The sequence below is a fragment of the Paenibacillus sp. PAMC21692 genome (assembly GCF_014303795.1).
GTDB classification, from domain to species: Bacteria; Bacillota; Bacilli; order Paenibacillales; family Paenibacillaceae; genus Pristimantibacillus; species Pristimantibacillus agaridevorans.
This window is the reverse complement of the sequence record NZ_CP060293.1, coordinates 7682235-7706667: the sequence shown is the minus strand read 5'-3', so window position 1 is coordinate 7706667 and position 24433 is coordinate 7682235. Positions and strand designations below refer to the sequence as shown.

General features: G+C 52.0%; 16 protein-coding genes. 14 read left to right on the top strand and 2 right to left on the bottom strand.

What is annotated here, in order from left to right:
• The first annotated feature begins 469 nt into the window (after positions 1-469).
• From H7F31_RS30735 to H7F31_RS30715, 5 genes are all read left to right on the top strand, one after another.
• Positions 470-1150 (top strand): hypothetical protein, encoded by a 681-nt coding sequence (locus H7F31_RS30735; protein WP_187101930.1) that lies wholly within the window; start codon positions 470-472, stop codon positions 1148-1150.
• Between the two features lie 13 nt (positions 1151-1163).
• A complete protein-coding gene (locus H7F31_RS30730) occupies positions 1164-2858 on the top strand; it encodes a VWA domain-containing protein (protein ID WP_187101929.1) in 1695 nt (564 codons plus the stop codon).
• Positions 2859-2883: 25 nt separating this feature from the next.
• Positions 2884-4023, top strand: coding sequence for a toxic anion resistance protein (locus tag H7F31_RS30725; RefSeq protein ID WP_187101928.1), 1140 nt, complete (start codon positions 2884-2886; stop codon positions 4021-4023).
• Between the two features lie 218 nt (positions 4024-4241).
• Complete coding sequence (locus tag H7F31_RS30720) at positions 4242-4850, top strand: hypothetical protein (RefSeq protein ID WP_187101927.1); 609 nt, start codon at positions 4242-4244, stop codon at positions 4848-4850.
• Between the two features lie 376 nt (positions 4851-5226).
• Complete coding sequence (locus H7F31_RS30715) at positions 5227-5514, top strand: hypothetical protein (RefSeq protein ID WP_087571815.1); 288 nt, start codon at positions 5227-5229, stop codon at positions 5512-5514.
• Between the two features lie 251 nt (positions 5515-5765).
• Here H7F31_RS30715 and H7F31_RS30710 read toward each other — a convergent pair whose 3' ends face one another.
• A complete protein-coding gene (locus H7F31_RS30710) occupies positions 5766-5966 on the bottom strand; it encodes a DUF378 domain-containing protein (RefSeq protein ID WP_087571816.1) in 201 nt (66 codons plus the stop codon).
• A 257-nt stretch (positions 5967-6223) separates the two neighbouring features.
• Here H7F31_RS30710 and H7F31_RS30705 point away from each other — a divergent pair, with 257 nt between their 5' ends.
• Positions 6224-7372, top strand: coding sequence for an MFS transporter (locus H7F31_RS30705; protein ID WP_187101926.1), 1149 nt, complete (start codon positions 6224-6226; stop codon positions 7370-7372).
• A gap of 6 nt (positions 7373-7378) precedes the next feature.
• Here the strand turns inward: H7F31_RS30705 and H7F31_RS30700 are convergent, their stop codons facing one another.
• Positions 7379-7639, bottom strand: a complete 261-nt coding sequence (locus H7F31_RS30700) for a hypothetical protein (RefSeq protein WP_187101925.1) — start codon at positions 7637-7639, stop codon at positions 7379-7381.
• Between the two features lie 452 nt (positions 7640-8091).
• Here H7F31_RS30700 and H7F31_RS30695 point away from each other — a divergent pair, with 452 nt between their 5' ends.
• The 8 genes from H7F31_RS30695 to H7F31_RS30660 all read left to right on the top strand — a co-directional run bounded on the left by H7F31_RS30695 (position 8092) and on the right by H7F31_RS30660 (position 24295).
• Positions 8092-9861, top strand: a complete 1770-nt coding sequence (locus H7F31_RS30695; RefSeq protein WP_187101924.1) for a sensor histidine kinase — start codon at positions 8092-8094, stop codon at positions 9859-9861.
• Positions 9854-11515 carry a response regulator gene (locus H7F31_RS30690; protein ID WP_187101923.1) on the top strand — a complete coding sequence of 554 codons (1662 nt, stop codon included), beginning with the start codon at positions 9854-9856 and terminating at the stop codon, positions 11513-11515. Before H7F31_RS30695 ends, H7F31_RS30690 begins: the two co-directional genes overlap by 8 nt.
• A 172-nt stretch (positions 11516-11687) precedes the next feature.
• Positions 11688-13364 (top strand): extracellular solute-binding protein, encoded by a 1677-nt coding sequence (locus H7F31_RS30685; RefSeq protein ID WP_187101922.1) that lies wholly within the window; start codon positions 11688-11690, stop codon positions 13362-13364.
• A gap of 110 nt (positions 13365-13474) precedes the next feature.
• The gene (locus H7F31_RS30680) at positions 13475-14332 is read left to right on the top strand and encodes an ABC transporter permease (RefSeq protein ID WP_187101921.1); all 858 of its coding nucleotides are present in this window, start codon (positions 13475-13477) and stop codon (positions 14330-14332) included.
• Positions 14333-14346: 14 nt separating this feature from the next.
• Positions 14347-15234, top strand: a complete 888-nt coding sequence (locus H7F31_RS30675; RefSeq protein ID WP_187101920.1) for a carbohydrate ABC transporter permease — start codon at positions 14347-14349, stop codon at positions 15232-15234.
• A 21-nt stretch (positions 15235-15255) separates the two neighbouring features.
• Positions 15256-17238 (top strand): hypothetical protein, encoded by a 1983-nt coding sequence (locus H7F31_RS30670; protein WP_187101919.1) that lies wholly within the window; start codon positions 15256-15258, stop codon positions 17236-17238.
• 29 nt (positions 17239-17267) lie between these two features.
• A complete protein-coding gene (locus H7F31_RS30665) occupies positions 17268-22568 on the top strand; it encodes a DUF4838 domain-containing protein (protein ID WP_187101918.1) in 5301 nt (1766 codons plus the stop codon).
• A 494-nt stretch (positions 22569-23062) separates the two neighbouring features.
• Entirely contained in the window at positions 23063-24295 is a 1233-nt protein-coding gene (locus H7F31_RS30660; RefSeq protein ID WP_187101917.1) for an MFS transporter, read from the top strand.
• Positions 24296-24433: the final 138 nt, after the last annotated feature.

Below are 24433 nucleotides of genomic sequence, written 5' to 3'. Positions count from 1 at the left end.
ATATGGAGCTTTTGGCGTGATTTTAAAATCTAACGGAACTCTGCGACGTTATTCGTGAGAAATCCAGGCAAACCGCGGACTTTAGCCCATCATAAGGGCTGTCAGTTCCATTAGATTTGCGAAGTGCGGCTTTTTACTGAAATAACGCCTCTCATTTCCGTTACAGTTGCTCCCGTTCATTTCTTACCGGAAACTTGCCCGGAGCTCCCGCGGAGAATTTTTGCATTAAATCCCGCTGCATTGTCAAAAGACGTCGCAGGCGTTCCCCTATACGATCCATCTACGAATCTTGCAGGGACGGTCTCACTGAAAAAAGGGGCAAAAAATAGGGAACATAGATCAAAAGAGCAACGTACAGATCTGAAAACATCCCAATTAATGTAAACATGTCCATCAAAAGAGCTTGTTATGCTCGGTATATCGCGGTTCATAACCGGAATAGGTTAAGTAGTAGCGGGAGGTGCGGTTAATGGGCGAATGGTCGAAAGCATGGAGGCTGGCGTTGCTCTTATCGGGAACCATCGGCCTGAACGTCGCGGCTTTGTCTCCCGGCCTGGGCGGAGCGAGGCTGATGGGAGGAAGCTCCTTCGAGACCGCCTTCGTCGTCACGCTTCTCGTCATGAGTCCGGTCGTGCTTCTGACCGGCAGCCATGCCATCCTCTTTCGCGATGCGCCCTCCGCGCCGCGTCTGCCGGAATTGCGCACGCCGGAGGCATATTGGCTCGCATTCGTTCGTTTCCGCCGCAATCGCGCGCTCAGACGGGAAAGCGACGCCGCATTGTCTCAGCTGGAGCGAATGGAGAAGAAGGTGAACGTCTTGCTGGGATTGCTGGGAGAACGGTTTAATCCGACAGAATTGAGCTACAAAAGGTTCGCATCGGCTATTGCAGCGGTCGAGGAGTTGTTCTACGGTCATGTACGAGAATTGCTGGGATTGCTCCGCCTTAGAGAAGCGTCAGCGATGGCAACAGGGTGGTCGGCTGATTCCGCGGGTTTTTTGGGGGCGAACGAAGAAATTCTGCTCAAGCTGGACGGTCTGCTTGCGGAACTGACAAGGCTCGGTGGCGCGGATTACCGGGATGTGCTGCTCATGCCGTGCATGAAGGACATCGACATCTTAATCAACCAGACCAAATACTACAAGCCGTGAAGGGGGGATAGGGATGGCCGGCAGAAGCGGAGGAAGAACGGCAATGCTGCTTGGAGCAATCACGATATTCGTCTTCGTGGCCGTCTACTTCGGGATTGCTTTCACTTCGGACTGGGGGCAGCCTGCGGGCGAAGCGTCAGCGAGCGACGCCGATAAACGACTGGATAGGCTGGTTCGCCGCATCGACGTGACGATAGCCGAGCCGGTAAAGGGGATCGTTGACCTCGCTCCCGTCCAGGTAGGCGATTCGCTGCCGGATATCGAGAAATATCCCGTAACGGTGCAGCCGGCAACAGGCAGCTATGCGGAGATCTTCTCGTCGACGGAGAAAGGCGGAGAAGGCGTCGACGGCTGGTTGACGGAGGCGGCGCAAGCATTCAATGATGCCGGTATTGTTCTGAACGGAGAGCGCGTATCGGTAAAGCTGCGCAACATCGCCTCCGGTACGGCCTCCGATTATATCCGCTCGGGAAAATACGTGCCGGATGCGTTTACGCCGTCGAATGAGCTGTGGGGAGCCATGATTCAAGAGGACGGCATTCCAATCGAACTCCTGTCGGAAAGACTCGTCGGCAACGTGGCGGGAATCGTGACCAAAAAGGCGAAGCATGACGAATTGGTGGCGAAGTACGGCTTCGTCGGCGTTAAGACGTTGACGGACGCGCTCGCGGAGAACGAGCTCGCGATGGGATATACCGATCCCTTCGCCAGCTCGACGGGGCTAAATTTCCTGGTGACGTCTCTGGAGACGTATGGAGGAGGGAACCCGCTTGGAGAGGAGGCCGTTCAAGGTTTCCAGCGGTTCCAGGCCAATGTGCCCTTTATCGCCTCTACGACTCTGCAGATGCGGGAGGCGGCAAAGTCGGGCATGCTGGACGCGTTTGTGCTGGAATATCAGACCTATATGAACTCTCCTGACTTGCGCAGCGAGTATGTTTTCACGCCGTTCGGCGTCAGGCACGACAGTCCGTTGTATGGTCTGGGAGACTTGACGGTGCAGAAACGGGACATTCTTTTGTCCTTCGCGGAGTTCGTCACGAGGGAGAGATGGCAGCAAGAGGGAACGCGCAAGGGCTTTAACGGTCTGGAGGAGTACCGGCCGGAGAGCAAGCCGATCGACGGCTCCATGCTTGAGCCTGCCCAGAAGCTATGGAAAGAGAAGAAGAACGGGGGCCAGGAGGTTGCCGCCGTATTCGTGGCGGACGTGTCCGGGAGCATGGACGGCGAGCCGCTAAACCGGCTTAAGGAATCGTTGTTGGCGGGACAGAAGGTGCTCGGCAGGGAGAACAGCATCGGGTTAGTCTCCTATTCCAGCGAGGTGAGGGTCGAGCTGCCCATCGGTACATACGATACGAATCAGCAATCGATGTTCGTGGGGGCGGTGGAGAGCTTGCGTGCCGGCGGCGAGACGGCTACCTTCGACGGCATCGCGGTAGCCATGAAGCTGCTTCGCGAGGCGTTGGTCGCGCGCCCTCAAGCAAAGCCGGTTATCTTTGTTCTCAGCGACGGGGAGACGAATACGGGCCATTCGCTGGACGATATCCGCAGTCTGGTCGAAGCGTATCGCATCCCGATCTATACGATCGGCTATAACGCCAATGTGGAAGCGCTCAAGAGCATCTCTGCCATTAACGAAGCCGTCAGCATGAATGCCGACACGGATGATGTCGTGTACAAGATCGGCAATCTGCTGAACGCACAAATGTAGGAGAACGAATTACGGAGGGGATCCAATGTCATTCTCGATGGAAGTTGTGAGCCCGGAGGCCATACGGTCTGCGATCGAAGAGCAGGTGAAGCCGGTTCCGCAGGAGGTGGAGCAGCTTCGGACGCTCGCGCGGAGCAACGTTGCCGCGATTCTGGAGGTTGATCCGGAGGCGCCCGAGAAGCGCAAGGACATCATGACCTCGCTGGAGCTGTTCGGCATGGCTACCATGCGCTCTTCCGCAGAGAAGAACGGCTTGCTCCAGACGACCGTCGGCCAGTTGTCCAGAGCGGGCGACGAAGGCGGGCAAGTCGCGCAAGGATTGACGGAGCTGCAGCTTCAGCTCAAGGATCTCGATCCCGGCGCCATCGACTTCGCGAAGCACGGCATGCTGGGCAAGATTTTCAATCCGCTTCGGGGCTACTTTGCCAAATATCAACGGGCCGACGCCGTTATTTCGGATATCATCGTATCGCTTGATAAGGGCAAGACGGTGCTGCGCAACGATAATACGACCCTGGAATTCGAGCAGCAGGCGCTTCGCGAGCTGACGAAGCGGCTCCGCAAGGAGATACAGCTTGGCATGCTTATGGACGAGGAGATCGAAGCGCAGCTCGGAGCGGCCAGGCTGAGGCAAGAGGAGGATGACCGCATCCGCTTTATCGCGGAGGAGGTGCTGTTCCCGCTCAGGCAGCGGCTGATGGACCTGCAGCAGATGATGGTCGTAAACCAGCAAGGAATCATGGCGATCGAGGTTGTCATGCGGAACAACAAGGAGCTGATTCGAGGCGTTGATCGGGCAAGAAACGTGACGGTGTCCGCGCTTAAGACGTCGGTAACGGTGGCAAGCGCCCTCTACAATCAGCGTATCGTGCTAAGCAAGATCGAGCTTCTGAATCAAACGACGAATACGTTGATTAGCGGCACCTCCAGAATGCTCAAGGAGCAGGGAGCCGCGATTCATAAGCAGTCCCTGGAGTCCAGCATTTCCGTCGACACGCTGAAGCAGGCTTTTACCGACGTTATCGCGGCGCTGGATTCCATCAGCGTCTACAAGCAGGAGGCGCTGCCTAGAATGCGAGAGACGATTACGCAATTCCGCGAGCTGGCGGATACGGGCGAGCGCCAGATCAAACGGCTGGAGCAGGGTCAGCGGCTGGCCTTGTAAAGTTGCCCAACATTAACGCCTTTCCATTTCGACAGGACTGTCGGGTTGTCTTCATAGACCCCGGCAGCCCTTACGTACTTCGGTTGAACGGTAATGGTCCAAGCTCTATCGACGTTCGGGGAGACGAATTTGGCAACATAATTGGAATTGGGAGGAAATGTTCGAAATAGAGCGAAGTAGAACATAGATAAAATCTACTCTTTGTTCGGGGGAATGATATGAATAAGGTGCATTTGAAAAAGAATATAACCAGATTTTTTGTTTTATTTATTGGGGTTTTTATTATTTATAGTGTCTATATACACTTAGAGTACAGGCAGAATTTGAATCAAACTCAAGTTAGAAATGATCAAAGTTTTTCGTTTATATCTGTTGCGGGGAATAATATGGCAAACAGGCTTACGGAATTTGTTCAGTTGCCAATTGAACAGGAAAATAGCAGTGAAGTGAAAAAAGAGTTGTACAACAATTGGAGGATTGTTAGGGGTGAAAGTAAAAGCATTCATTCCGAACTACAGGCCATTTCAACCGTGCATATGGGGGAGGAAGCATCTGATTGGAGTTTACTACAATACAGCTTATTTCGTGTGGACGGCTTTATAGAGGGCATGACCAATAAGTTTCTGGAACAGCATTCGTATGCAATTAGTAGTGAAGAAAAAAAGAAGATGGAAGCGGTTATTACCATTTATAAAACAATACATGCGGAATCAGAAGATGAGTCAGTGGACTTAGAAATCATTTTGCAGTCTATAAAGGAGCCCATGCTGGTTATTGACGATTATTACCAAAGTATACTTGAACGAATAGGCAGTTCAACGCAATAATTCATGAAGAAATAGAGGGATAATATGTTTGTAAACTCGATAAAGCTTAGGATCCCATTGTTTCTTTTTCTATTGGGTTTAGCATCTGGTGTAGTTCAATTAATGAACCCAACATCATTGGATTACATCATCACAGTGTGTTTTTTTGCATTTATGGGGTTGTCGGTCTACATCTGCGAGAAGATCGGACTAAATGAGAAAAAAGTAAATCCGTTAATAGCTTTTGCAATAATAATAATAGGCATAGGAATTGACCTGTTTACAGTGACATACACGTAAGCGGAAGTATGTGTGGGGGAGCATTAATAATCGTGATACCGCCTAAGGTACAACCTTGCGAACATCGGCATACGATGTAGCGAGGAGGTGATGCAAAATGTTTGGTACGCTTACTCATTGGATGGAAGTCGCGATGTGGGTCGTAATGGGTTCGATGGCGCTCGATCTGGTAATCGGGCTGTTCAAATCGATGTCGGGAGGCAAACTCTCTCATGAGCTTGTGCTGGGCTACCTGAAGGATATGGTGTATTACGTGCTTCCGCTCTTCATGCTTGCCGGGCTTGCAGCCATGGATGTGACGGGCTGGGTCGTCCTTGTCGGTTATTACTTGGGCGCACTTGCCGTAGTCATCAAATATCTCATGGATATGAAGTCCAAATTGTAAACGTATACACCTGCGTAGATCCAACGACGTTGCTGGAAGGATGAAAGTCCGGACCGCAACGTCGTTTTTTGTTGTCGACACGGGTGCCGGTTCGGGGACAAGTCCGACGGGCCTAGGGACTAACAATAAAGGCGATGTCAGGAACTGTCCTGAGCATCGCCTTTTATTTGGATGCAGTGCTTTCACAATTGTCTATGGATCATGGACTGCAGGAACGGAGCTTCCTCTTGGCGGAGACCGGAGGGAAGCTCTTAATCCTTGGCAGCTTTGGGAAGCAGGGAGATGGCATATAGCGCCGCCACGCCGACGACGATGTATACAATCTTCGAGCCGATCTCGGCCTGGCCGCCGAACAGCTCGCTGACGACATCGTACTCGAACAAGCCGACGGACAGCCAATTCAGCCCTCCAATAATGACTAGAACCAAGCTAATAAGGTTGAGCGTCTTCATACGAATACTGCCTCCTTGGGGACGGTCGTGAGAGAGCCCGGCTGGGAGGGACCGGGAATTCTTTCACTCCGAATCTTGGTTAATCCATACAATGTTATGAGCAAATGCTATGGATTATGCACATTTCGCCGGAGGAACCGATTTCGAGCCGAGAATTGTTTATTGGGTTAACGTTAAAATCATAGTACAATGAATTGGATATTTCCTACATCATATTGACCGGAAAATTCAAATACATCATGAAGAAGGCGTTCCCAGTGAGAATCGTATCCGCTTATTATTTCCTTATGTACCTGATGTCCAGCGTTCTGCTGCCTTATACGAGTCTACACTTTCATGATCGCGGCTTCAGCCCTTCCACGATTGGATATATTCTTTCTCTATGGGCATTCGTAGGCGTCATTGCGCAGCCTGTAATGGGACTGCTTAACGACAGGCTCCAGCGCACCAAAGTTCTTCTTTTCCTGCTCGTGCTTATAACGCCGGCTTCAGGCCTGCTGTTTTATACGTCGAATGCGTTCGGGGCTATCGTCGCGGTATCGCTTCTCTTTGCCTGGTTCCAGTCTTCGCTCCCCTCCATGAGTGATGCGGCCGCCGTCCAGATTGGCAGAACGCAGGGCTTCGCGTTCGGCAACGTACGGTTGTGGGGAGCGCTCAGCTATGCCATCGGAGCATTTGCGGTTGGATTCTATTACGAGAAACACGGGTACGATCATGTATTCCTTATGTATGCGCTGCTCGCGCTTCCGACTGCGGCGATCGTGTTTCTGCTGCCGGTGACCCATACGAACTCGGCGCGTATCAGCGTATTCCAGCAACTGGGGGATGTGGTGAGGAACCGAACCTTCCTGTTCTTCTGTCTCATTTCCTTCATGACTATGCTGGCCGTCACGGCGAGCGCGACGTTTCTGCCGATCTACTTCGACGAACACGGTTTCGACAAGCGGTTTTTGGGAACGGCGATAGCGCTGGCAGCGCTCATCGAGGTGCCGATGTTCTGGTGGGCAGCCAAGCTGGGGAACAAGTTCGGGAAATCGCTGCTGCTCGCGGCAGCGGCATCGTTGTATGCGCTGAAGTACCTCATTCTGTTCCTGACCAGCAACGTGTACATGACGCTGGCTACGCAGTTGTTGGACGGAATCGCCTTCGCCTTCTTCGCCGGCGTGGCGGTGGAGTTTGTGGATAGTCTTGCCGGCGCCAGAACGAAGGCGACCTATCAGACCTTGTACGCGGCGGTAACCTGGGGGCTCGGAGGAATCGCGGGCAACTTGATCGGAGGGCAGATCGTGGAGCTTCGCGGCGTCACGTTCCTGTATATCGTACTGTTCTTGTTATGCGCTTCTTCGGCGCTTTTTTACACGAGAGTCAAGCAGGAGCATTCGAAACTTCCAAAGGTGGGAGCTTGAAGGGGGTTAAGCGCTTCGTTCGTAACGTTCGTAATGGTGCGTTGAGATGTCGCTTTCTTCTCTCAAGACAGACCTCAGCTCGTTCAACAGGCCGTCCAGCTCCTGCTGCAATTGGCGCAGCTCGCTTCTGCAGCGTGCCTGAAGACCGTCCAGCTCGGCGGGGGACAGTTGATGTTGCCTAATACGGTAGATGAGCTTGTTGGCAATCGTTTCGTTGTCGCATAACCGGGGCGTATACATAATAGCGGGCTCAGCTTGAGCTGACATGATTATTAATCTCCTTCGTCGCCATGGATTTGTTCCCGTTCGGGAAATCGTTTTACAAATCCAACTTTAACAAACGATTGTTAAAAGAATGCTTTAAAAAGATCAAATTTATGTAAGAATTTTGGTTACTGCTTAGGTCCCTTCAAAAAGATTTGCTGTACCATAACAAGTGATTCTTCTTCAACGAAGATGAATCAGTCGAACGAAACAGAGATGAGTGAAGCACGCTCGGATAGGCGCAACAACGCCTGGGGCGTGCTTTTTTCTAAATTATAGGAATTTAGAAGTTGCGCACCTTATCCGGGCTTAGAATTCTTGGAATGAAAAGCGTCCCCCGTCATGAGATGTCCGATGAGGAATGACGAGTCAACAGAAGTAACGGGAAGTAAAAAGATGTAACTTGGATGTCCGGGATACACTTCATACAATGAAATGAGGAGGGGGTGGGGCTTATGTTCTTTTTGTCGATGAAACGAATGAGATTTACGATTTCCACCAAGCTGATTACAGCTCTGCTGACTGTTTTGGTGCCACTTTCGATGATGACGTTATGGCTGAACCAGCAAGGCAGCCGTACGATCTATGAGGAAATATCCAGGTCCGTGCAGAGCAGAGACGCGTTCTATATCCAATCGCTGGAGAATGCGCTTAAAGGCATCAGCCAGCTTATGTTTGAGTTTGTGATCGATAAAGAACTCATGGAAGTCGGGATTTCGGAAGATACGATCACAAGTTACGAGAGCACGAGCCAGGTGCTTGCCGTTCAGAAGCGATTGCATATGCTGAAAGCCTCCAGTATGTTTATTGACGAGGCGAAGGTGCTCCTCCCGTTCAGCAACAGAACGATTGTCTCGAACGATTATTTGTCTGACATTCCCCCCGATGAGTATGCGAAACTGTCCGATAATGTGGACCCGAGCAGGGTCATGGCCATTGGCGAACGGTTGTTTATGAGCTTACGCTTTCCAGTGAGCGTGTCCGCTAGGAAACCTGTGTTCGTCGTTGTCGTCGAGTTGTCGGCGGACAAGCTGCGCGAAAGCTTAAAAAACATTGTCAGTCCAGACCAGGGAAATTCGATTTTGTTTCACATCGATGAAAACTGGGAGATTACCAATGAGCAAGACGGAGATGTCGCACGAACAATGAGGACGTTTGCGGAGCGACAATTAAAGGGAGATACGGCGGCGAAGGGCATGACTTCCACCGTGCTCGATCATGCGCCCTATCTGGTTTCTTATCATAAATCGGCCGTTCTGAACGCCGTTCTGCTCGTTTACGTCCCGGAGGACAACATTCTCGGCTCTCTGCACCGCTATGAACGGTGGATATGGACGTTGCTCGGTTTCTCGTTATGCATCGTCTTCCTGCTTTCGATTTCCATTTTCCGCATCATTCATCATCCGTTGCGCCGGCTCGTAGCCGCTTTCCGAAAGGTGGAAGACGGCAATCTTCTTCCGGTTGAAGTCAGCGCGAGGCGCGACGAATTTCACTATTTATACCATCGGTTCAACAGCATGGTAGCCAGGCTGGACGAGTTGATCAGCGAAGTGTACAAGAAGGAGATTCTCAGCCAGCGCTCCGAGCTTAAACGGCTGCAATCGCAAATCAATCCACATTTTATGTACAACTGCTTATTCAGCCTGAACCGCTTGATTCAAGGGGGCGAGAGCGACCGCGCTTATCGGTTCACCTTGTATTTGGGCGATTATTTCCGGTTTATTACGCGCAATGCGGACGATCGGATTCCGCTTCGGGAAGAAATGCAGCATGCGCAAGTGTTCGTGGGCATGCAGTCGATTATTTACGGGGATTGCATTGACGTCGAGTTCGAACCGCTTGCCGAAGCGTACAGCGAACTGCTCGTGCCCCGCCAAATTGTGCAACCTATATTGGAGAACGCTTACAAGCATGCCCTCGGGCCGCTTGTTCTTAAGGGAGAGCTTTGGGTGCACGCCTCCGAGTCGGAGGGGTATCTGTCAATCTGGATCGAGGATAACGGCGAAGCGCTGTCGGATGCCCGCTTGGCGGAACTGGCGGCGAAATTGTCGGGGAGCGGCAATTTTATGGAGGAGACGACCGGCGCCATTAACGTGCATCGCAGAATTGAACTGATGTTCGGCAGCGGCAGCGGCTTGTCGCTGACGAGGTCGCAGCTCGGCGGTTTGTGCGTGGAAATTCGGCTGAAACGGGATGGCAGCGGAAAGGCGGAGAAAGATGTATAGAATGCTGATCGTGGATGACCTTCCGGTAATCGTGGAAGGGTTAGTAAAGATGTTTGGCAAGAAGAAGCCGGAGTTGGAGCTGCATCAGGCGTATTCGGCTTATCAGGCGCTGGATGTGCTTAGCCGAACGGGGATTGACATCGTATTGTCCGATATTCGGATGCCGGGGATGGAAGGAACGGAACTGCTGCATGAAATCAAGCGTCGCTGGCCGCAGTGCAAAGTCATTTTCCTTACCAGCTTCGACGATTTTCACTACGTCAAGGATGCGATTTCCGGCGGCGGCTTCGATTATTTGCTGAAGACCGAGAGCGACGAGGGGATCGTGCGATCTATCGACAAAGCGATTGCGGAGCTGGACGCGCAAGCCGCGTCAAACCGGAAGCTGCTCGAAGCGAGTTTCCAGAGTAGGAAGGCGGTCTTGCTCTTGCAGCAGCAATATATTAACGAACTGCTCAAGGGAAGGGGGCCGCTGTCGGAGGCCTCCGTACGAACCAGGCTTCGCGAGTTGGAGATCGACTTGTCGGCGGAGTTGCCGGTGTATGTGCTGCTTGGACGCATCGACTCCTGGGGCGGCAAAGGAACGCGCGAAGGACGCAAACTGATGCTGTACGCCGTTCAGAACATCGCGGCGGAGAAACTGCAATTGACGGTCAGGCTGGCAGCGGCGGAGGTGGATGGCTCGAATGTGGCCTGGTTGCTGCAGCCGACCGGTTCGCACGCGGAGGTTGGCGGGGATTCGCAAAACGAAGCGGAAAAAAATTGGTTCGAAAAGGTATACGGCGAATTGGATACCATTCAGGCTAACTGTCGCGAGGCGGTCGGCCTGGAGGTGTCATTTGCGATCGCCCCCGCCGCTGTACGATGGGAATCGCTTCCGGAAACCTATGACGCGTTGCTATCGTTGCTATGGGGAGAGCAGGGGACAGGAAGCGAGGTGAGGTTGAGAAGCCTGACTGGGCCCCGCGTCCCGCGCTCTTCGCTGGAAGCGGCCAAGACGAAGCTCGCCAACCGCAAAATGAAAAAAATCGGGCTGCTAAGCCACTACTTGGAGAACGGCGGAAAAGCGGATTTCGACAACCTGCTTGACGAGATTATCGAACATGCGGCGGACGAGAACCGTTCCGGCTTCGTCAAGCTGGAAGTGTATCATGGGCTTGCTTCCGTGTTTCTTTCTTACTTCAATCAATACCCGCTGGACGGGAAGCTGGTCGCACAGATTGGCCTGGACCGCCTGTCGCATGCCGACGTTAATTTGTCTTGGGAGGAGCTTCGCTCCTACTTTAGGAAGCTGGCAGAGTTGTTGTTCGACAATCGCGATCAAACGGTCGTAGAGGACGAACATAGCGTAGTGCTCCTCATTAACGAGTACATCGACAGCCATTTGGCTGAAGATGTTTCTCTCGCCAAGCTTGCGGGCATCGTTCACCTCAACCCTTCCTACTTGTCGAGATTGTACAAAAGAATGGCCGGAGTCGGCTTGTCCGAATATATCAATATGGCGCGGATAGAGAAAGCGAAGGAACTGCTGAAGCAATCGGCCTTTAAAATTTACGAAATTTCCGCGATGGTCGGCTATGACTCGCGTTTGTCGTTTATCCGTTTCTTTAAAGCGAATATGGGCATGACGCCGCAGGAGTATCGGGATTCGTAGCCGCGCCGCCGCCGCCGCTGCGAGAAGTGGTCAAGGAATGTAACGGGATGTCAACAGGTGAATCTGGTTGCGGGTATGCGCGACTTTATATACTTGTAGCAGAGGGAGGAATGCGCTTTAACAGCAATTACAACGAGTCAAGGAAACCATTATGCAACCAGGGGGAGTATCTATGAAACGTTATGTCAAAAGCGGACTAGCCGTGTTGTTATCCGCGATTCTGCTTACAGTGACCGCTTGCAGCGGCAACAATGGCGCGGCCAATTCGCCGGAATCTTCAGCGTCGCCTTCCGCAAGCGAGGCCTCGAGCCCGGAAGCGATCGACCCGCTCGGCAAATACGATCCTCCGATCGAACTGACGACGATTCGCAGCATCGGTGCGGAGCAAGCGTATGATCCGGGCGAGAACATAGACAAGAATACGATTTACGATTATTACGAGCAGAAGCTCGGCATCAAAATCAAGAATAACTGGACGGTAAATAATGAATACGACGCAAAACTGAAAATTGCGATAGCCTCGAATGATCTTCCTGACTTCTTTAAAGTCAGCGCTGCCGATCTTCCTACGCTGATTGAAAACGATATGATCATGGACATTACGGAAATATGGGATAAAACCGCTTCGCCGGACACGAAAAGCGAATTTACGAAGGATGGCGGGCGACAAATAAAAACAGCCACTTTCAACGGCAAGATGATGGCGATTCCCCAGACGGACAGCCCGTACAACTCCATGAACTACGTCTGGGTTCGTAAAGACTGGTTGAAAGAACTGAATTTGCCTGAACCTAAGACGATGACGGATTTGTTCCAAATATCGGAAGCGTTTGCGAAACGCGACACGGGAGGCAATGGCAAGGCGTATGGCTTGTCCTTGTCCAAATTGCTGAACTTGTCCGGGTATTTCGCCGGTTATCACCTGTACCCGAAACAATGGGTGAAGGATGCCTCAGGCAATCTCATTTACGGCAGTCTCGATCCGAACATGAAGACGGCGCTGCAACAACTGCAAGACATGTTCAAGGCGGGACAGATTGATCCCGAGTTCGGCGTCAAGGATGAAAGTAAAGAACTGGAAATGATTGCGAACGACCGCGTTGGTTTACTCTACGGCGCATTCTGGCATAGCGCCGCTTTCGGAAGCGCTGTGAAAGATGACAAACTCGTGCAGGATTGGGGTGTTTATCCCATTCCATCCATCGATGACAATCCAGCGTTAAGCCTGACTTCCGCAGCTGTCAGCAACTACTATGTCATCAACAAGAAAGCGAAAAATCCGGAAGCGGTTATCAAGCTGTTGAACTTATGGATCGATTACGTGCTTCACCCGAATGAGGAGAACAATGTACTCGTGTTCGGCCAAGCGCATAAGGACACCGGCAAGTTTTTCTGGGAAATAAATCCCGTTGTTGCCTTCTCTCAGGATGCAAATGTTCAATCGGGAGACTTAATCCCACGCGCCCTGGCAACCGGAGATACATCTTTGCTTGGTACGGATGTGGATCGGAATTCCAGGTACGAGGCAGTCAAGAAGTACCTCGAAGGCGAGGTTACTTTCCCGAACTGGCTTCAGTATATGATTGCCGGTGAAGGCGGCAGCATGGCTCTGATGTTCGACGCATACAATAAGGATTTGTTCCATTTCAATGAATTTAGCGGTGCGCCTACGCCGACGATGGGTGACAAAATGAGCGTACTGAATGCGAAGGAAGACGAAGTGGTTACCAAAATTATTATGGGCGCCTTGTCCGTGGATGAATACGACAATTTCATCTCCGAGTGGAAGAAGCTCGGTGGCGATCAAATTACGGTTGAAGTCAATGAATGGTACAAATCACAACAATAAGATTGGATTAAGGGGAGGAGAAGGGGAAGTTTCATAGCCTTCTCTTCCTTATTAAGGAGGAGAGCAGACTGTTACGAAAAGAGTGGAGACAAAACCGGCTGCTGCATCTGATGGTCCTCCCCAGCTTGATCATCGTTCTGATCTACAGCTATGGGCCGATGGCAGGCGCTGTCATTGCGTTCAAGAAGTTTCTGCCCGCTAAAGGCATATTCCACTCGCCTTGGATAGGGTGGGATAATTTTCAATATATGTTTCTAATGCCGGATACCCCGCAAATTATTGCCAATACGGTCACGATTGCTGTAATGAAGATAGCATTTGGCCTGCTTGTCCCCCTTACGTCGGCGATTTTGCTGAATGAAGTTCGACAAGCCTTGTTTCGCAGAACGTTTCAGACACTGATCTATTTGCCGCATTTTTTGTCCTGGGTCATCTTGGGCGGCATCCTGATCGATATTTTGTCCCCGACGTCGGGAATTGTTAATCAGGCGCTTGGTTGGTTTGGCTTCAAGCCGATTTATTTTCTTGGGGATAATCGCTGGTTTCAATTTACAATTGTCATGTCTGACATCTGGAAAGAGTTCGGTTTTGGAACGATTGTATATTTGGCAGCGTTGACCGGGATCAATCCGACGCTGTACGAGGCGGCGGAAGTAGACGGTGCAGGACGCTGGCGCCAAATCTGGCACGTATCGCTGCCAGGTATGACGCCGATTATTATACTTATGGCTGTGCTCAGCCTTGGCAATGTGCTCAACGCCGGGTTCGATCAAATTTTTAATCTTTACAGTCCGCAAGTGTACGAGACAGGGGATATTATCGACACATTCGTCTATCGTCTCGGTATTCAGCAGTTCCAATATGGCGTAGCTACCGCCGTTGGTTTGTTCAAGTCGGTCATTTCGTTTGTGCTGATCTCGTTGTCGTATTTCCTGGCATATCGGTTGGCCAACTATAGAATTTTTTAAGGAAGGTGATCGTCATGCCGTCGTATCGACAAAGTTTCGGCTATCGGCTGTTCACGATAGGCAACATGGTCTTCCTGACGTTGTTGGCTTTCAGTTGTCTGTTTCCGCTCATTCATGTGTTTGCAATTTCACTAAGTTCGGCGCAGGCCGTGTCGGCCGGGGCGGTTAAGCTGTGGCCGGTCGATTTTACGTTCGCTTCTTATGAAACTGTGTTTACGAAAAAAGCATTTCTACAATCGTTTGGTATAACCTTGCAGCGGACCCTGCTTGGGACTTCAATCAGCATGCTTCTAATCACGCTGCTGGCGTACCCGCTGTCCAAAGACAGCAGACAGTTTCGATTCCGTACGGTGTACGCCTGGTTTTTTGTATTCACCATTATTTTTGGCGGCGGCCTTATTCCTAGTTACATGGTGGTCAAGGAAACGGGGCTGATTGATTCTATTTGGGCATTAGTTATTCCGTCAGCTGTACCTGTGTTTAATGCGGTGCTCCTGCTCAACTTCTTCCGCAATCTTCCGAAGGAGCTGGAAGAATCGGCGAGACTGGACGGCGCCAATCATTGGACTACTCTATGGCGCATCTATGTGCCGGTTTCGCTGCCTGCGCTGGCAACCGTGCTGCTGTTTACGATCATTGGCCATTGGAATAGCTGGTTTGACGGGCTTATTTATATGAATCAGCCGGAGAAGTATCCGTTGCAAACGTTTCTGCAAGCAAGTGTCATCTCGAAAAATTTGTCTGAAATGACGGCGCAGGAAGCGGAGAAGTTTTTTCGCGTAAATGATCGGACAGGGAGGGCTGCGCAAATTTTCGTTGCGTCTTTGCCCATTTTGCTCGCCTATCCGTTTTTGCAGCGATTTTTTATGAAAGGCATCGTGCTTGGAAGCGTGAAGGAGTAGCTGAGGGGAGAAAAACAAACGATGAAATTATCGATGAGAATTTGGCCGTCGCGGTTTCAGGAGGATCAGGAGTTCGAGCAGCTTCGCGGATTGCTGTTGCCTTATCGGGGAGTAGTTGATGAACTGGCGCTGATCGTTGAGTCGCGAATGAGCGGATTTACGCCGTTGGACGAGTTTGCAAGCATATGCGGCTGGCTGGCGCCAAGGGTGCGCAAGCTTCAACAAGACGGCTTTCGCGTAGGGGTCAATTCGATCAGTATCGGCCATTTGGACGATGCCTGGGATTGGGAGCCGTTCTTTCAGGGCGAGCCTATGATTGGCCATGACGGCCAGCAAGCAAATGGCTCGTTCTGTCCAAACACGGAATCGTTCAAGCGTTATATGATGGGGAAATATCGATTGCTGGCCGAAGCGGGGCTTGATTTCATCTGGGTGGATGACGATGCGCGCATTCACCATCATCAGCCGGCTGACTGTCCGTGTTTCTGCGATACTTGTCTGGGCATCTATAATGCGAAGCACGGAACCGCGTACGATCGGCAGCGGCTCGTTGCTTTGCTTGATTCGCCGGCGGGCGCGGTCGAACGGGAGCTGTGGGTCGAACATAATATCGAGACGCTGGAAAAAATGTTTACGGTTATAAGGCAGTCGGTTCACGCTATAAATCCGGGCATCGAGTTAGGGTTGATGACGGGAGGGCTGGAATGGCGCACGTATTCGGGCGCCGCCTTCGACCGGTGGATGAAGGCGCTCGGAGCGGTGAAAGGAAGGCCCGGCGGCGGATTTTATGATGACAGAACACCGGCCTCTATGCTCGATAAAGGGCTGGAGTGCGCAAGACAAGCCGCGCTTTACCCGGACTTTATCGCCGACGTACAGTACGAGTTGGAGACTTTTCCGCAGCAGCGGCTGAAGAAGTCGGTTCGCGTCATGATGACCGAAAATACGATTATGATCGCATGCGGGATGAACGGCATTGCGGCGCACACGCTTAAGCTGGAGAAAGGCGCCATCGGCGAATACGATGATTGGCTTAAAGCGATGGCCGCGATGAAGCCGCTTTGGGAGGCGATGGATCGTATCGCCGGAACATGGCCGAACCGCGGACTCTATCCCGCCATGTCGGCCAAATTCGAGGCGAAGCGCAAGGTTGGCGAGCGAGGCTGGTTCGGCGTGCCGCAGGATGCGCAGCGGGCCAATGTGCTGCACGAGATCGGGTTTCCGATGTCGATGAATCCCGAAGCTGCCTGCATCACTATTTTAAGCAGAGAAATGGCGCAGGGCTATACGAGGGAACAACTGTTGGATATGCTTTCCGGAAATATACTGGTGGACGGCCAAGCGTTGGAATCGCTAATCGGGCTGGGGTTGGGCGAATATTGCGGCGTAGCGATTGCGAAGGTTTACGACAATGGTGTTTTCGAACAATTGACCGACCATCCGCTCAACGGTTCTTATGCGGGCGAGCAGCGCGATGCGAGGATAACGGTCTATTCCGATTGCGGTTATGCGCTTGAACCGCTGCCTGGCGCTAAGATTCAAGTGCTGAGCGAGTTGGTTAGTTACTCGGACATCAACTTGGGCGGCACGTTCACGCTGTATGAGAACAGTCTGGGCGGACGGGTGGCGGTGCAAGGCTATGCGCCGTGGATGAGTCTTTATTCGGAGGCCAAACGACAGCAACTGCTTCGCGCTTTGCAATGGATAAGCCGGGATTCGCTGCCTGTTACGGCGTTCAAGAGCGGAGCGAAACTGGTTCCTGTCGTGAAGGGGTCTGACAACGGAAAGGACATGTTGATGGTGCTCGTTAACGCGAATTATGATCCGACCGGGACATTCGAAGCGGAAATCGCCATGCCGATCGAACGTCTGTACAGTCTGAACCACAGCGGACAAGCAACGGCTGTGCCGGATCATCGCATCCGCAGGGAGCAGGATAAAACAATAGTGACGATCGACAGCGTCGAGCCCTGGGATTTTATCGTATTGACGACAGCGATATAGCGCTTAATTATTTAAGGGAGGATACATGCATGGCAAAGATAGTCAACCTGCGGATGCTGTCGATCGTCCTCGCCATAAGTATGTTCGCATCGCTGTGGGCGCAGGCTGCCGCTCGCGCAGCAGCAAGTGGGGAAGTTATCGTTCAATCGGATCTGGCCGGACATTGGGCGGAGGATACGATGACGAAATGGGCGAATAACGGACTGTTAACCGGAGACGGCGCTGGAAACTATCGTCCGAACGATACGATATCGCGAGCCGAGTTCGCAGCGCTCATCCATCGCGTATTTAATTTGCCGGAGCAGGCGGCAGACGCCAATCCGTTCGCGGATGTTAAGAGCGGCGCATGGTATGCCGGCGCGATTGCGAATGTGTATGTCGCCGGCATGATTCAGGGAACGGGAAAGGGCAGGTTCGATCCGGAAGCTGCCATTACGCGGCAGGATGCGGCTGTTATCCTTGCGCGCGCTTTTCAATTGGAGGATGCCCCGTCTGCAGGGGAAAGGGCCGCCTTCAGCGATGAAACGAACATTTCCGCTTATGCGTCTGCGGCAGTTGCTTCTCTGCACGACCGCCAATACATTAGCGGGCGAAACGGGAATCGCTTCGCTCCGCAAGAGCGTATCACAAGAGCGGAGACCGTGCGAATGATCGACAACGTCATGGGTTCTCTCGTTCGGAGTAAAGGGTCTTATGAGCGGGATTATGCAGGCAATGTGGTTGTGACCACCGCCGACGTCGAACTGAAAAATCTCGTGATCGCCGGCGACCTCTACATTACGCAAGGTGTCGGTGACGGAGATATTGTGCTTGACGGCGTAACGGTTAAAGGTAAAACATATGTATTCGGCGGTGGGAGCAACAGCGTGAAGATCAAGGACTCCCGATTGACGGGAACGCTTGTTGTAAACAAGTACGGCAGTCCGGTCCGGATCTTCGTCTCTGGTACAACCCATGTAGACACTGTTCTCATGCTGAGCGGAGGTATTCTGGAAGAAGGGGAATTGAGCGGGGAGGGTGAGGGCTTTAACGGCGTGGAGGTCAATGTAAGGGATTCCGCCCAATCGCGGGAAATCGTTTTGCTTGGCCGATTCGGGCAAGTTCATCATGCAGGCGCTAGAGTTAATGTCGTGTTGAAAACGGGGACAATCGTGGAGACGTTTACTTTCGACGCGATCGCCACCGTAACGGGCGACGGAACGATTTACATTGCGAACATTTTTGTTAGCGGTTCCAATTTGAGTAAATGGCCGGATAAAGTGAATTTCGGCAGTCAGATTACGGTGACGATCGAAGCAAAGCTGGTAGATAAGGATCGGCAGGACCGTTCGTTCGGGTCGGGTGCGACTGCGCCGACAAGTCCGGAAACGGACACCGAGCTGAAGATTGTAGATGCGGGAAACGCCATGGCTGCGGTGGTCATCAGCGGCACAGCCGACGATCAGACGCAAGAGGCTGCCCGCAAACTGATCAAGTATGTCAAAAAATCGACAGGCGTAGAGTTGCCGTTGCTCGTTGATCGTCTGAATTCGGACAAAGTGACGGCGGAGAATGGAACGATTCAAGTTGAGTTTGTCGACCCGCCGACCGCTCCGCCTGTTGCAGCAGACTTCCAAGTTCAGGCGATTATGGACGGCGTTGCGACAGTGAGCGAGCGACCGGCTAGCGTAATCTGGAACGAGGCAACGAAGACGGCAACATTAACCGTTATGCGCATCGAAAAGGCGACAGTTCAGCAATCCGTGAAATATCAGATCAGATACAAAGACGGGGATCCATTTTCCAGCCAGACGATTATTATTCCTGCCAATCCGAAGGGGTCTTTGCTCCAAAATCCTTCCTTCGAAGCCGGTTATCAGGGACTTCCTGCCCGGCCTTGGGAATATGGGTGCGGCGGAAATCCGGTAACCTGTCTCGTGGAGAGAAGCGCTGAACAAGCGAAAACCGGAAAATACAGTTTGAAGGTGTTAGGAGCAACCGCGCCGATCTGGCCGCTCCAGACCGTCGAGTTGAACGGTTCCGGAGAGTATGAATACACCGCGTATATTTATACGCCGGCAGGCTCGACGACAAATGGGATAATCTATATGCTTGCTCTTCCAATTGCGGAGGATAACACGCGAATAGATGAACCTCGGTATTATGGACCGAACACGCTGGCGACCGTCGGCAACGGCGGTTGGCAGCAGTTAAAATGGACGGTGAACATTCCGGAGACTGTAAATGGGAAAAACATCGTTAAAGCACTGGTCGGGTTTACGTTCAAGGACTTCGCGGCCGGAGAGACAGTTTATCTGGACGACGCTACGTTAGTTAAGGTGGAGGCCACTGATACGGATGCACCCGTGAGCGGCAACGGAGAGCCGATCGAGCAGGACTTGCCGGAACAGTACGATGGAATTCAGATATATTTAGGCAAGAATGGGTTGACTGCGCAGGAGCGATCCGAATTGTTGGGTAGTACAATGGACGCGGATGGATTTGTGATTCACCAGAATGGCAAACGAATCACGATTGCCGGGCCGACATCATGGGGAACGGAGTTCGGCGTCAATGAATTTCTGGAGCGTTACGTCGGCGTACGTTGGTTAATGCCCGGAGAAGATTGGGAGGATGTTCCGCAGGCGGCAAATCTGTCCATCCCAACCGGCGATGAGGTGAAGCAGGAGCCGGCATTTTTCTCACGTGCATTTGAAGAGCAGCTTCCGCAAAGGCCTATTCTCTTTGAGTGGGCGAGAAACCTGCGCATAAACGACAAAGTAAGGTTTACGCACAATTTGTATCGAATGCTTCCAGTGAGCCAATACCCGCAATTTTATGAGCCGGGAACGCCGGATCTGGGATTTGAATCCGACAATCCTTGTTTCCAGTCGGAAGGGATCGTCGAAGAATCGATTCGTATTATTAATACCTATTTTGATGAGAATCCGGATGCCACGTCCTACTCGCTAGGGATAAACGATACGTTGTCTTTTTGCGGGGCGGATCCTTTGGGAAAACGAAATTCCCTTGGCTTGATCGACATGTCCGATAGTTATTTCGATTGGGTGGATAAAGTATCGAGAGGCGTTTTCGCTAAGCATCCTGAAAAGTATCTTGGCACGTATGCTTATATCAATATTACCGATCCGCCGTCCAACGTAACCCTTGATCCGAGAGTCATTGTTTATATTACCGATGAACGTATGGCATGGGGAGACCCGGATATGCGGGAGATAGGGCACGCTTTGTCAGAAGCATGGGGGGAAGCAGGAGCAACTGTAGCCTTCTACGATTACTTGTTCGGTACGCCGTACGTGTTGCCGAGAACGGCCTTCCAGCTTATGGCGGACGAATATCGTTATGCGGCATCCATCGGAGTAAATGCTTATTACAGCGAGCTTTATGCCAACTTCGGAGAGGGGCCAAAGCCTTACTTGTCAGCCAAGCTGAAGTGGGATCCGCAACAGGATGTTGACGTGTTGCTCGACGACTGGTATAAACGAGCGGTCGGACCTGAAGCAGCCGCAGATCTTAAGGCCTACTATCAAAAGTGGCAACAATTCTGGGAGCAGGATATTTTCGATACGCAATGGTATCAATTGTGGAAAAACGATCCTGAAAGAATGAACTATTTGCAGCTGCTCTCCGTGGATTATTTAAGAGATGTAACCCTGGAAGATATGGTCGACAGCCGACTGCTTCTCGAGTCCGTCATTGCCAAGGCGCAGACGCAGCAACAGAAGAAGCGGGCGCAAGACTTGCTGCGCATGTTTGAATTTTATGAGTTGTCGAAGCTGAGCTATGTGGACATGAGCGCCGAGGTTGCCGCGCCGACTACTGATGCTGAAGCATCGGTCATCCTGGACAATATCCTGAATAGGAACGACAAGATGGATCAAAGGAAGGCGCTCCTTTCGGAATTTTCGGATTTCCATTCCCTGTATTACCAATATAAAGGTCCGCTCACCTGGGCTACTGTTTCGAGCAAAGAGACAATGGCGCTTTCAAGCTGGATCAAGGCTCATTCGAATAGCGAGGTCGCAGCACGTATTGAACAACTGGCAGAGCAATCGCCATCCTCAAACATCCGGAATGCAATGAAGCTGGTCTTGCTGTCGGTAGAAGGAACAGCAGTCCAGAACCCGGGCTTTGAAGACGGATTGTCGGAGTGGTTCGATTTCCCTGACACGATTGCTAATCTGACGACTGACGCGCACTCCGGCAGCAAAGCCGTGATGGTTAACGCGAGTAGCGTCGAGCAGGATGTATTCGTTCAAAGCGGAAAAACTTATAAGCTTACCTTCTATGCGAAAGTTTCGGGAGCGCAGGAACATAACTTGCTCGGGATAAATTTTTGGGACGTTCCCGGAGTTGGACTGACGGGCGCTCATGTGACGGTTGATTCTGAAGCGTATAAGAAATATTCGATTACATTTACGCCGCCCCAAGGATTCTCTCATGTAACGATCGTCATTTACAAAGCGGCTGGTGCAGGCTCGGTATATGCGGATGATTTTACATTAACGGAATTGCCGGCTGATTATATGTCCTTAACGACAGTCACCGGGGAGAACGGAACGGTGCAAGCTGTCTTCGACAAATCTCCGGAAGAAGCGCCTGTTGCGGCAAACTTCACCGTACAAGCGATTGTTGACGGTCAGGAGGCAGTGGCGGAGCAGCCAACTGCTGTCAGTTGGAATTCGGTTACGCATACAGCTACGCTAACCGTGCAGAGCGTAACGCCGGCTAACGTGGCGCAAACGGTGAAATATCGGGTGACGTATAAAGGAGAGGACATGCTGCTGAGCCCGGAAATTGCCATTGCGGCTGATCCGCAAGCTTCTGTGTTGAAGAATACTTCCTTCGAAATCGGGTACGGGGAGGATACACATGCCCGGCCTTGGGCATATGGATGCGGCGGACAGCCGGCATCCTGTGTCACGGTGAGAAGCGATGAACAAGCCAGAACCGGACAACACAGCTTGAAGCTGTCCGGAGTGCCCGGGCCGATCTGGCCGCTCCAGACCGTCGAGCTGAACAGTTCCGGACAATACGAATACAGTGTGTACTTGTATACACCGGTCGGATCGACAACAGGCGGAACGATCCAGATGCTGGTCATTCCTATGGCGGCGGACGGTACGGTATTGGATGAGTCTGAGTTTTATGGAACGCCCATCTCTGCGACGATCAGCAACGGTCAGTGGCAACAGGTTAAATGGACGGTGAATGTTCCGGAGCAATTTAACGGGAAGCCAGTCGTCAAAGCGCTGGTCGGGTTTACGGTTTTGGGCTTTGGGGCAGGCGAGACCGTCTATCTGGATGATGTCGCATTGGTAAAAAAATGAGTCGATAATCGTTTGAGCCTGAGAGTGAGTGCTCGGTCGGCAGAAGTGTGCCTCGGGAGATGGCTTGCTCCTGATCCGCGTGGTCCGCTTATAACAATAAAAGGCGATGTCAGGGTTGTCCTGAGCATCGCCTTTTATTCGGATACGGTGGCAGGAACTGCGGGAACCGCAGGGATCGCTTGGCGTACGATTTTTCGCAAGAAAAAATCGATGCGATTTTGCTCCATAAGGAGCAATAACCCAAGAATCCCCCACCTCTTCAAGGTGGCTGGAGTTTTCAAGTAAGAATTAGATTAAGACATTTAATACCTTGCTCCCTTGGTTCATGCTTGATAGAATGTTTTCATTCGCGTGCCTCGCCCCGATACCGGGCCAAGCGGCAGCGTATGGGGGTGCTGTATATGCTTTTTTGGGGAATCCATTTCTTGAGGTTAAGGTAACGAGATGGTTCATACGGCCATGCCCAAGCCCAGAAAAGAAGGAGGAATCTCTCCATGTATACCGATTGGAAAAAAAAGTTCGCCTTCATCTTTAGCGGACAGCTCTTCTCGATTCTTACCACTTCGATGGTACAATTCTCGATTATTTGGCATCTGACGGAGACGACGCAATCCGCCGTCGTGCTCATGATCGCGAGCCTCGTCGGCTTTCTGCCGCAAGCGCTGCTCGGACCGTTTATCGGCGTCTGGCTCGACAGATGGAACCGGAAACTTACGATGATCGCAGCTGACGGAGCGATTGCGCTGTTCAGTCTTGCATTAGGTTTGTATTATTACTTCGGCGAGCCCGGACTAGGTTTCGTCTATCTTGTCCTGATGGCGCGCTCCATCGCTTCGTCCTTCCACGCGCCTGCGTTCCAGGCGGCTATTCCGCTGATCGCGCCGCCGGATCAACTGACGCGCGTGGCCGGCTGGCAGCAAATGGTGTTCTCGGCTTCGACCGTGCTAGGCCCCGCGCTTGGCATTGCGGTATATTCCGCAACCTCGCTTGGAGCCGTGTTGCTGCTGGACGTGGCTGGCGCGTTGATCGCCAACATCATGCTGATGCTCGTTAAGATTCCTCAGCCGAAGTCCGAGGCGGCGGAGAGACCGCAGTTCCTGGCAGAGTTCAAGCTGGGTTGGCAAACCTTTATACAAGTGAAGCCGGTGGTCATTATTACGGTGGCTACCGCGGTGTTCTCGATTGCGTTTATGCCTCTTGGCACGTTGTTCCCGTTTATGACTTTGTCCCACTTCGGACGCGGCGGATACAGCGCCAGCCTTGTGGAGGCCGTTTTCTCGGCGGGAATGATCATAGGAGGATTGCTGTTATCCGTAGTCGCCTCCAGGTGGAAGGACATCTCCTATATCGTTATGAGTATGGTCGTGATGGGCGTCACCTGCGTGGCAAGCGGAGTAATCAGCCGGGAGGCCTTTGTCGTTTTCGTAATCCTGTCCTTCCTCATGGGAGCGGCTGCCCCATTCTTTAACGGACCGTATATGGCGATGATTCAACGCGCTTATGATCCGGCGATGCTGGGAAGGGTTATCTCGCTGGTAACGAGCATCATGCTGTTGTCCTCGCCGATCGGCCTGCTCATGGCGGGACCGATCGTGGACAAGTACGGCATCCAGAGCTGGTTCCTCGGCTGCGGAATCGTAACGGTACTAACAGGTATTGTATTGTTTGTTCTATCCAAACGTCTGCATGTGCCCGAGCCGGAGCCGGCCGCGAGTTCTGCAGAGTAATGAAGGGGCTGTCTTCAAAGCCTTTGAAGGAAGATAGCGCGATTGTTCTTCCCGAGAGACTTCGATGGAGGTATCTTCACCGTAGCAGCAAGCGCGAGGTGAGGCCAATCGTATACCGCATCGGAAAGTAGATGGAAA

Excerpts from the sequence above, each read along its gene's own strand:
- H7F31_RS30695 (WP_187101924.1), top strand. The coding sequence starts at position 8,092 with ATGTTCTTTTTGTCGATGAAACGAATGAGATTTACGATTTCCACCAAG.
- H7F31_RS30665 (WP_187101918.1), top strand. The coding sequence starts at position 17,268 with ATGGCAAAGATAGTCAACCTGCGGATGCTGTCGATCGTCCTCGCCATA.
- H7F31_RS30700 (WP_187101925.1), bottom strand. The coding sequence starts at position 7,639 with ATGTCAGCTCAAGCTGAGCCCGCTATTATGTATACGCCCCGGTTATGC.
- H7F31_RS30720 (WP_187101927.1), top strand. The coding sequence starts at position 4,242 with ATGAATAAGGTGCATTTGAAAAAGAATATAACCAGATTTTTTGTTTTA.
- H7F31_RS30670 (WP_187101919.1), top strand. The coding sequence starts at position 15,256 with ATGAAATTATCGATGAGAATTTGGCCGTCGCGGTTTCAGGAGGATCAG.
- H7F31_RS30725 (WP_187101928.1), top strand. The coding sequence starts at position 2,884 with ATGTCATTCTCGATGGAAGTTGTGAGCCCGGAGGCCATACGGTCTGCG.
- H7F31_RS30685 (WP_187101922.1), top strand. The coding sequence starts at position 11,688 with ATGAAACGTTATGTCAAAAGCGGACTAGCCGTGTTGTTATCCGCGATT.
- H7F31_RS30735 (WP_187101930.1), top strand. The coding sequence starts at position 470 with ATGGGCGAATGGTCGAAAGCATGGAGGCTGGCGTTGCTCTTATCGGGA.
- H7F31_RS30730 (WP_187101929.1), top strand. The coding sequence starts at position 1,164 with ATGGCCGGCAGAAGCGGAGGAAGAACGGCAATGCTGCTTGGAGCAATC.
- H7F31_RS30690 (WP_187101923.1), top strand. The coding sequence starts at position 9,854 with ATGTATAGAATGCTGATCGTGGATGACCTTCCGGTAATCGTGGAAGGG.
- H7F31_RS30715 (WP_087571815.1), top strand. The coding sequence starts at position 5,227 with ATGTTTGGTACGCTTACTCATTGGATGGAAGTCGCGATGTGGGTCGTA.
- H7F31_RS30660 (WP_187101917.1), top strand. The coding sequence starts at position 23,063 with ATGTATACCGATTGGAAAAAAAAGTTCGCCTTCATCTTTAGCGGACAG.
- H7F31_RS30710 (WP_087571816.1), bottom strand. The coding sequence starts at position 5,966 with ATGAAGACGCTCAACCTTATTAGCTTGGTTCTAGTCATTATTGGAGGG.
- H7F31_RS30675 (WP_187101920.1), top strand. The coding sequence starts at position 14,347 with ATGCCGTCGTATCGACAAAGTTTCGGCTATCGGCTGTTCACGATAGGC.
- H7F31_RS30680 (WP_187101921.1), top strand. The coding sequence starts at position 13,475 with ATGGTCCTCCCCAGCTTGATCATCGTTCTGATCTACAGCTATGGGCCG.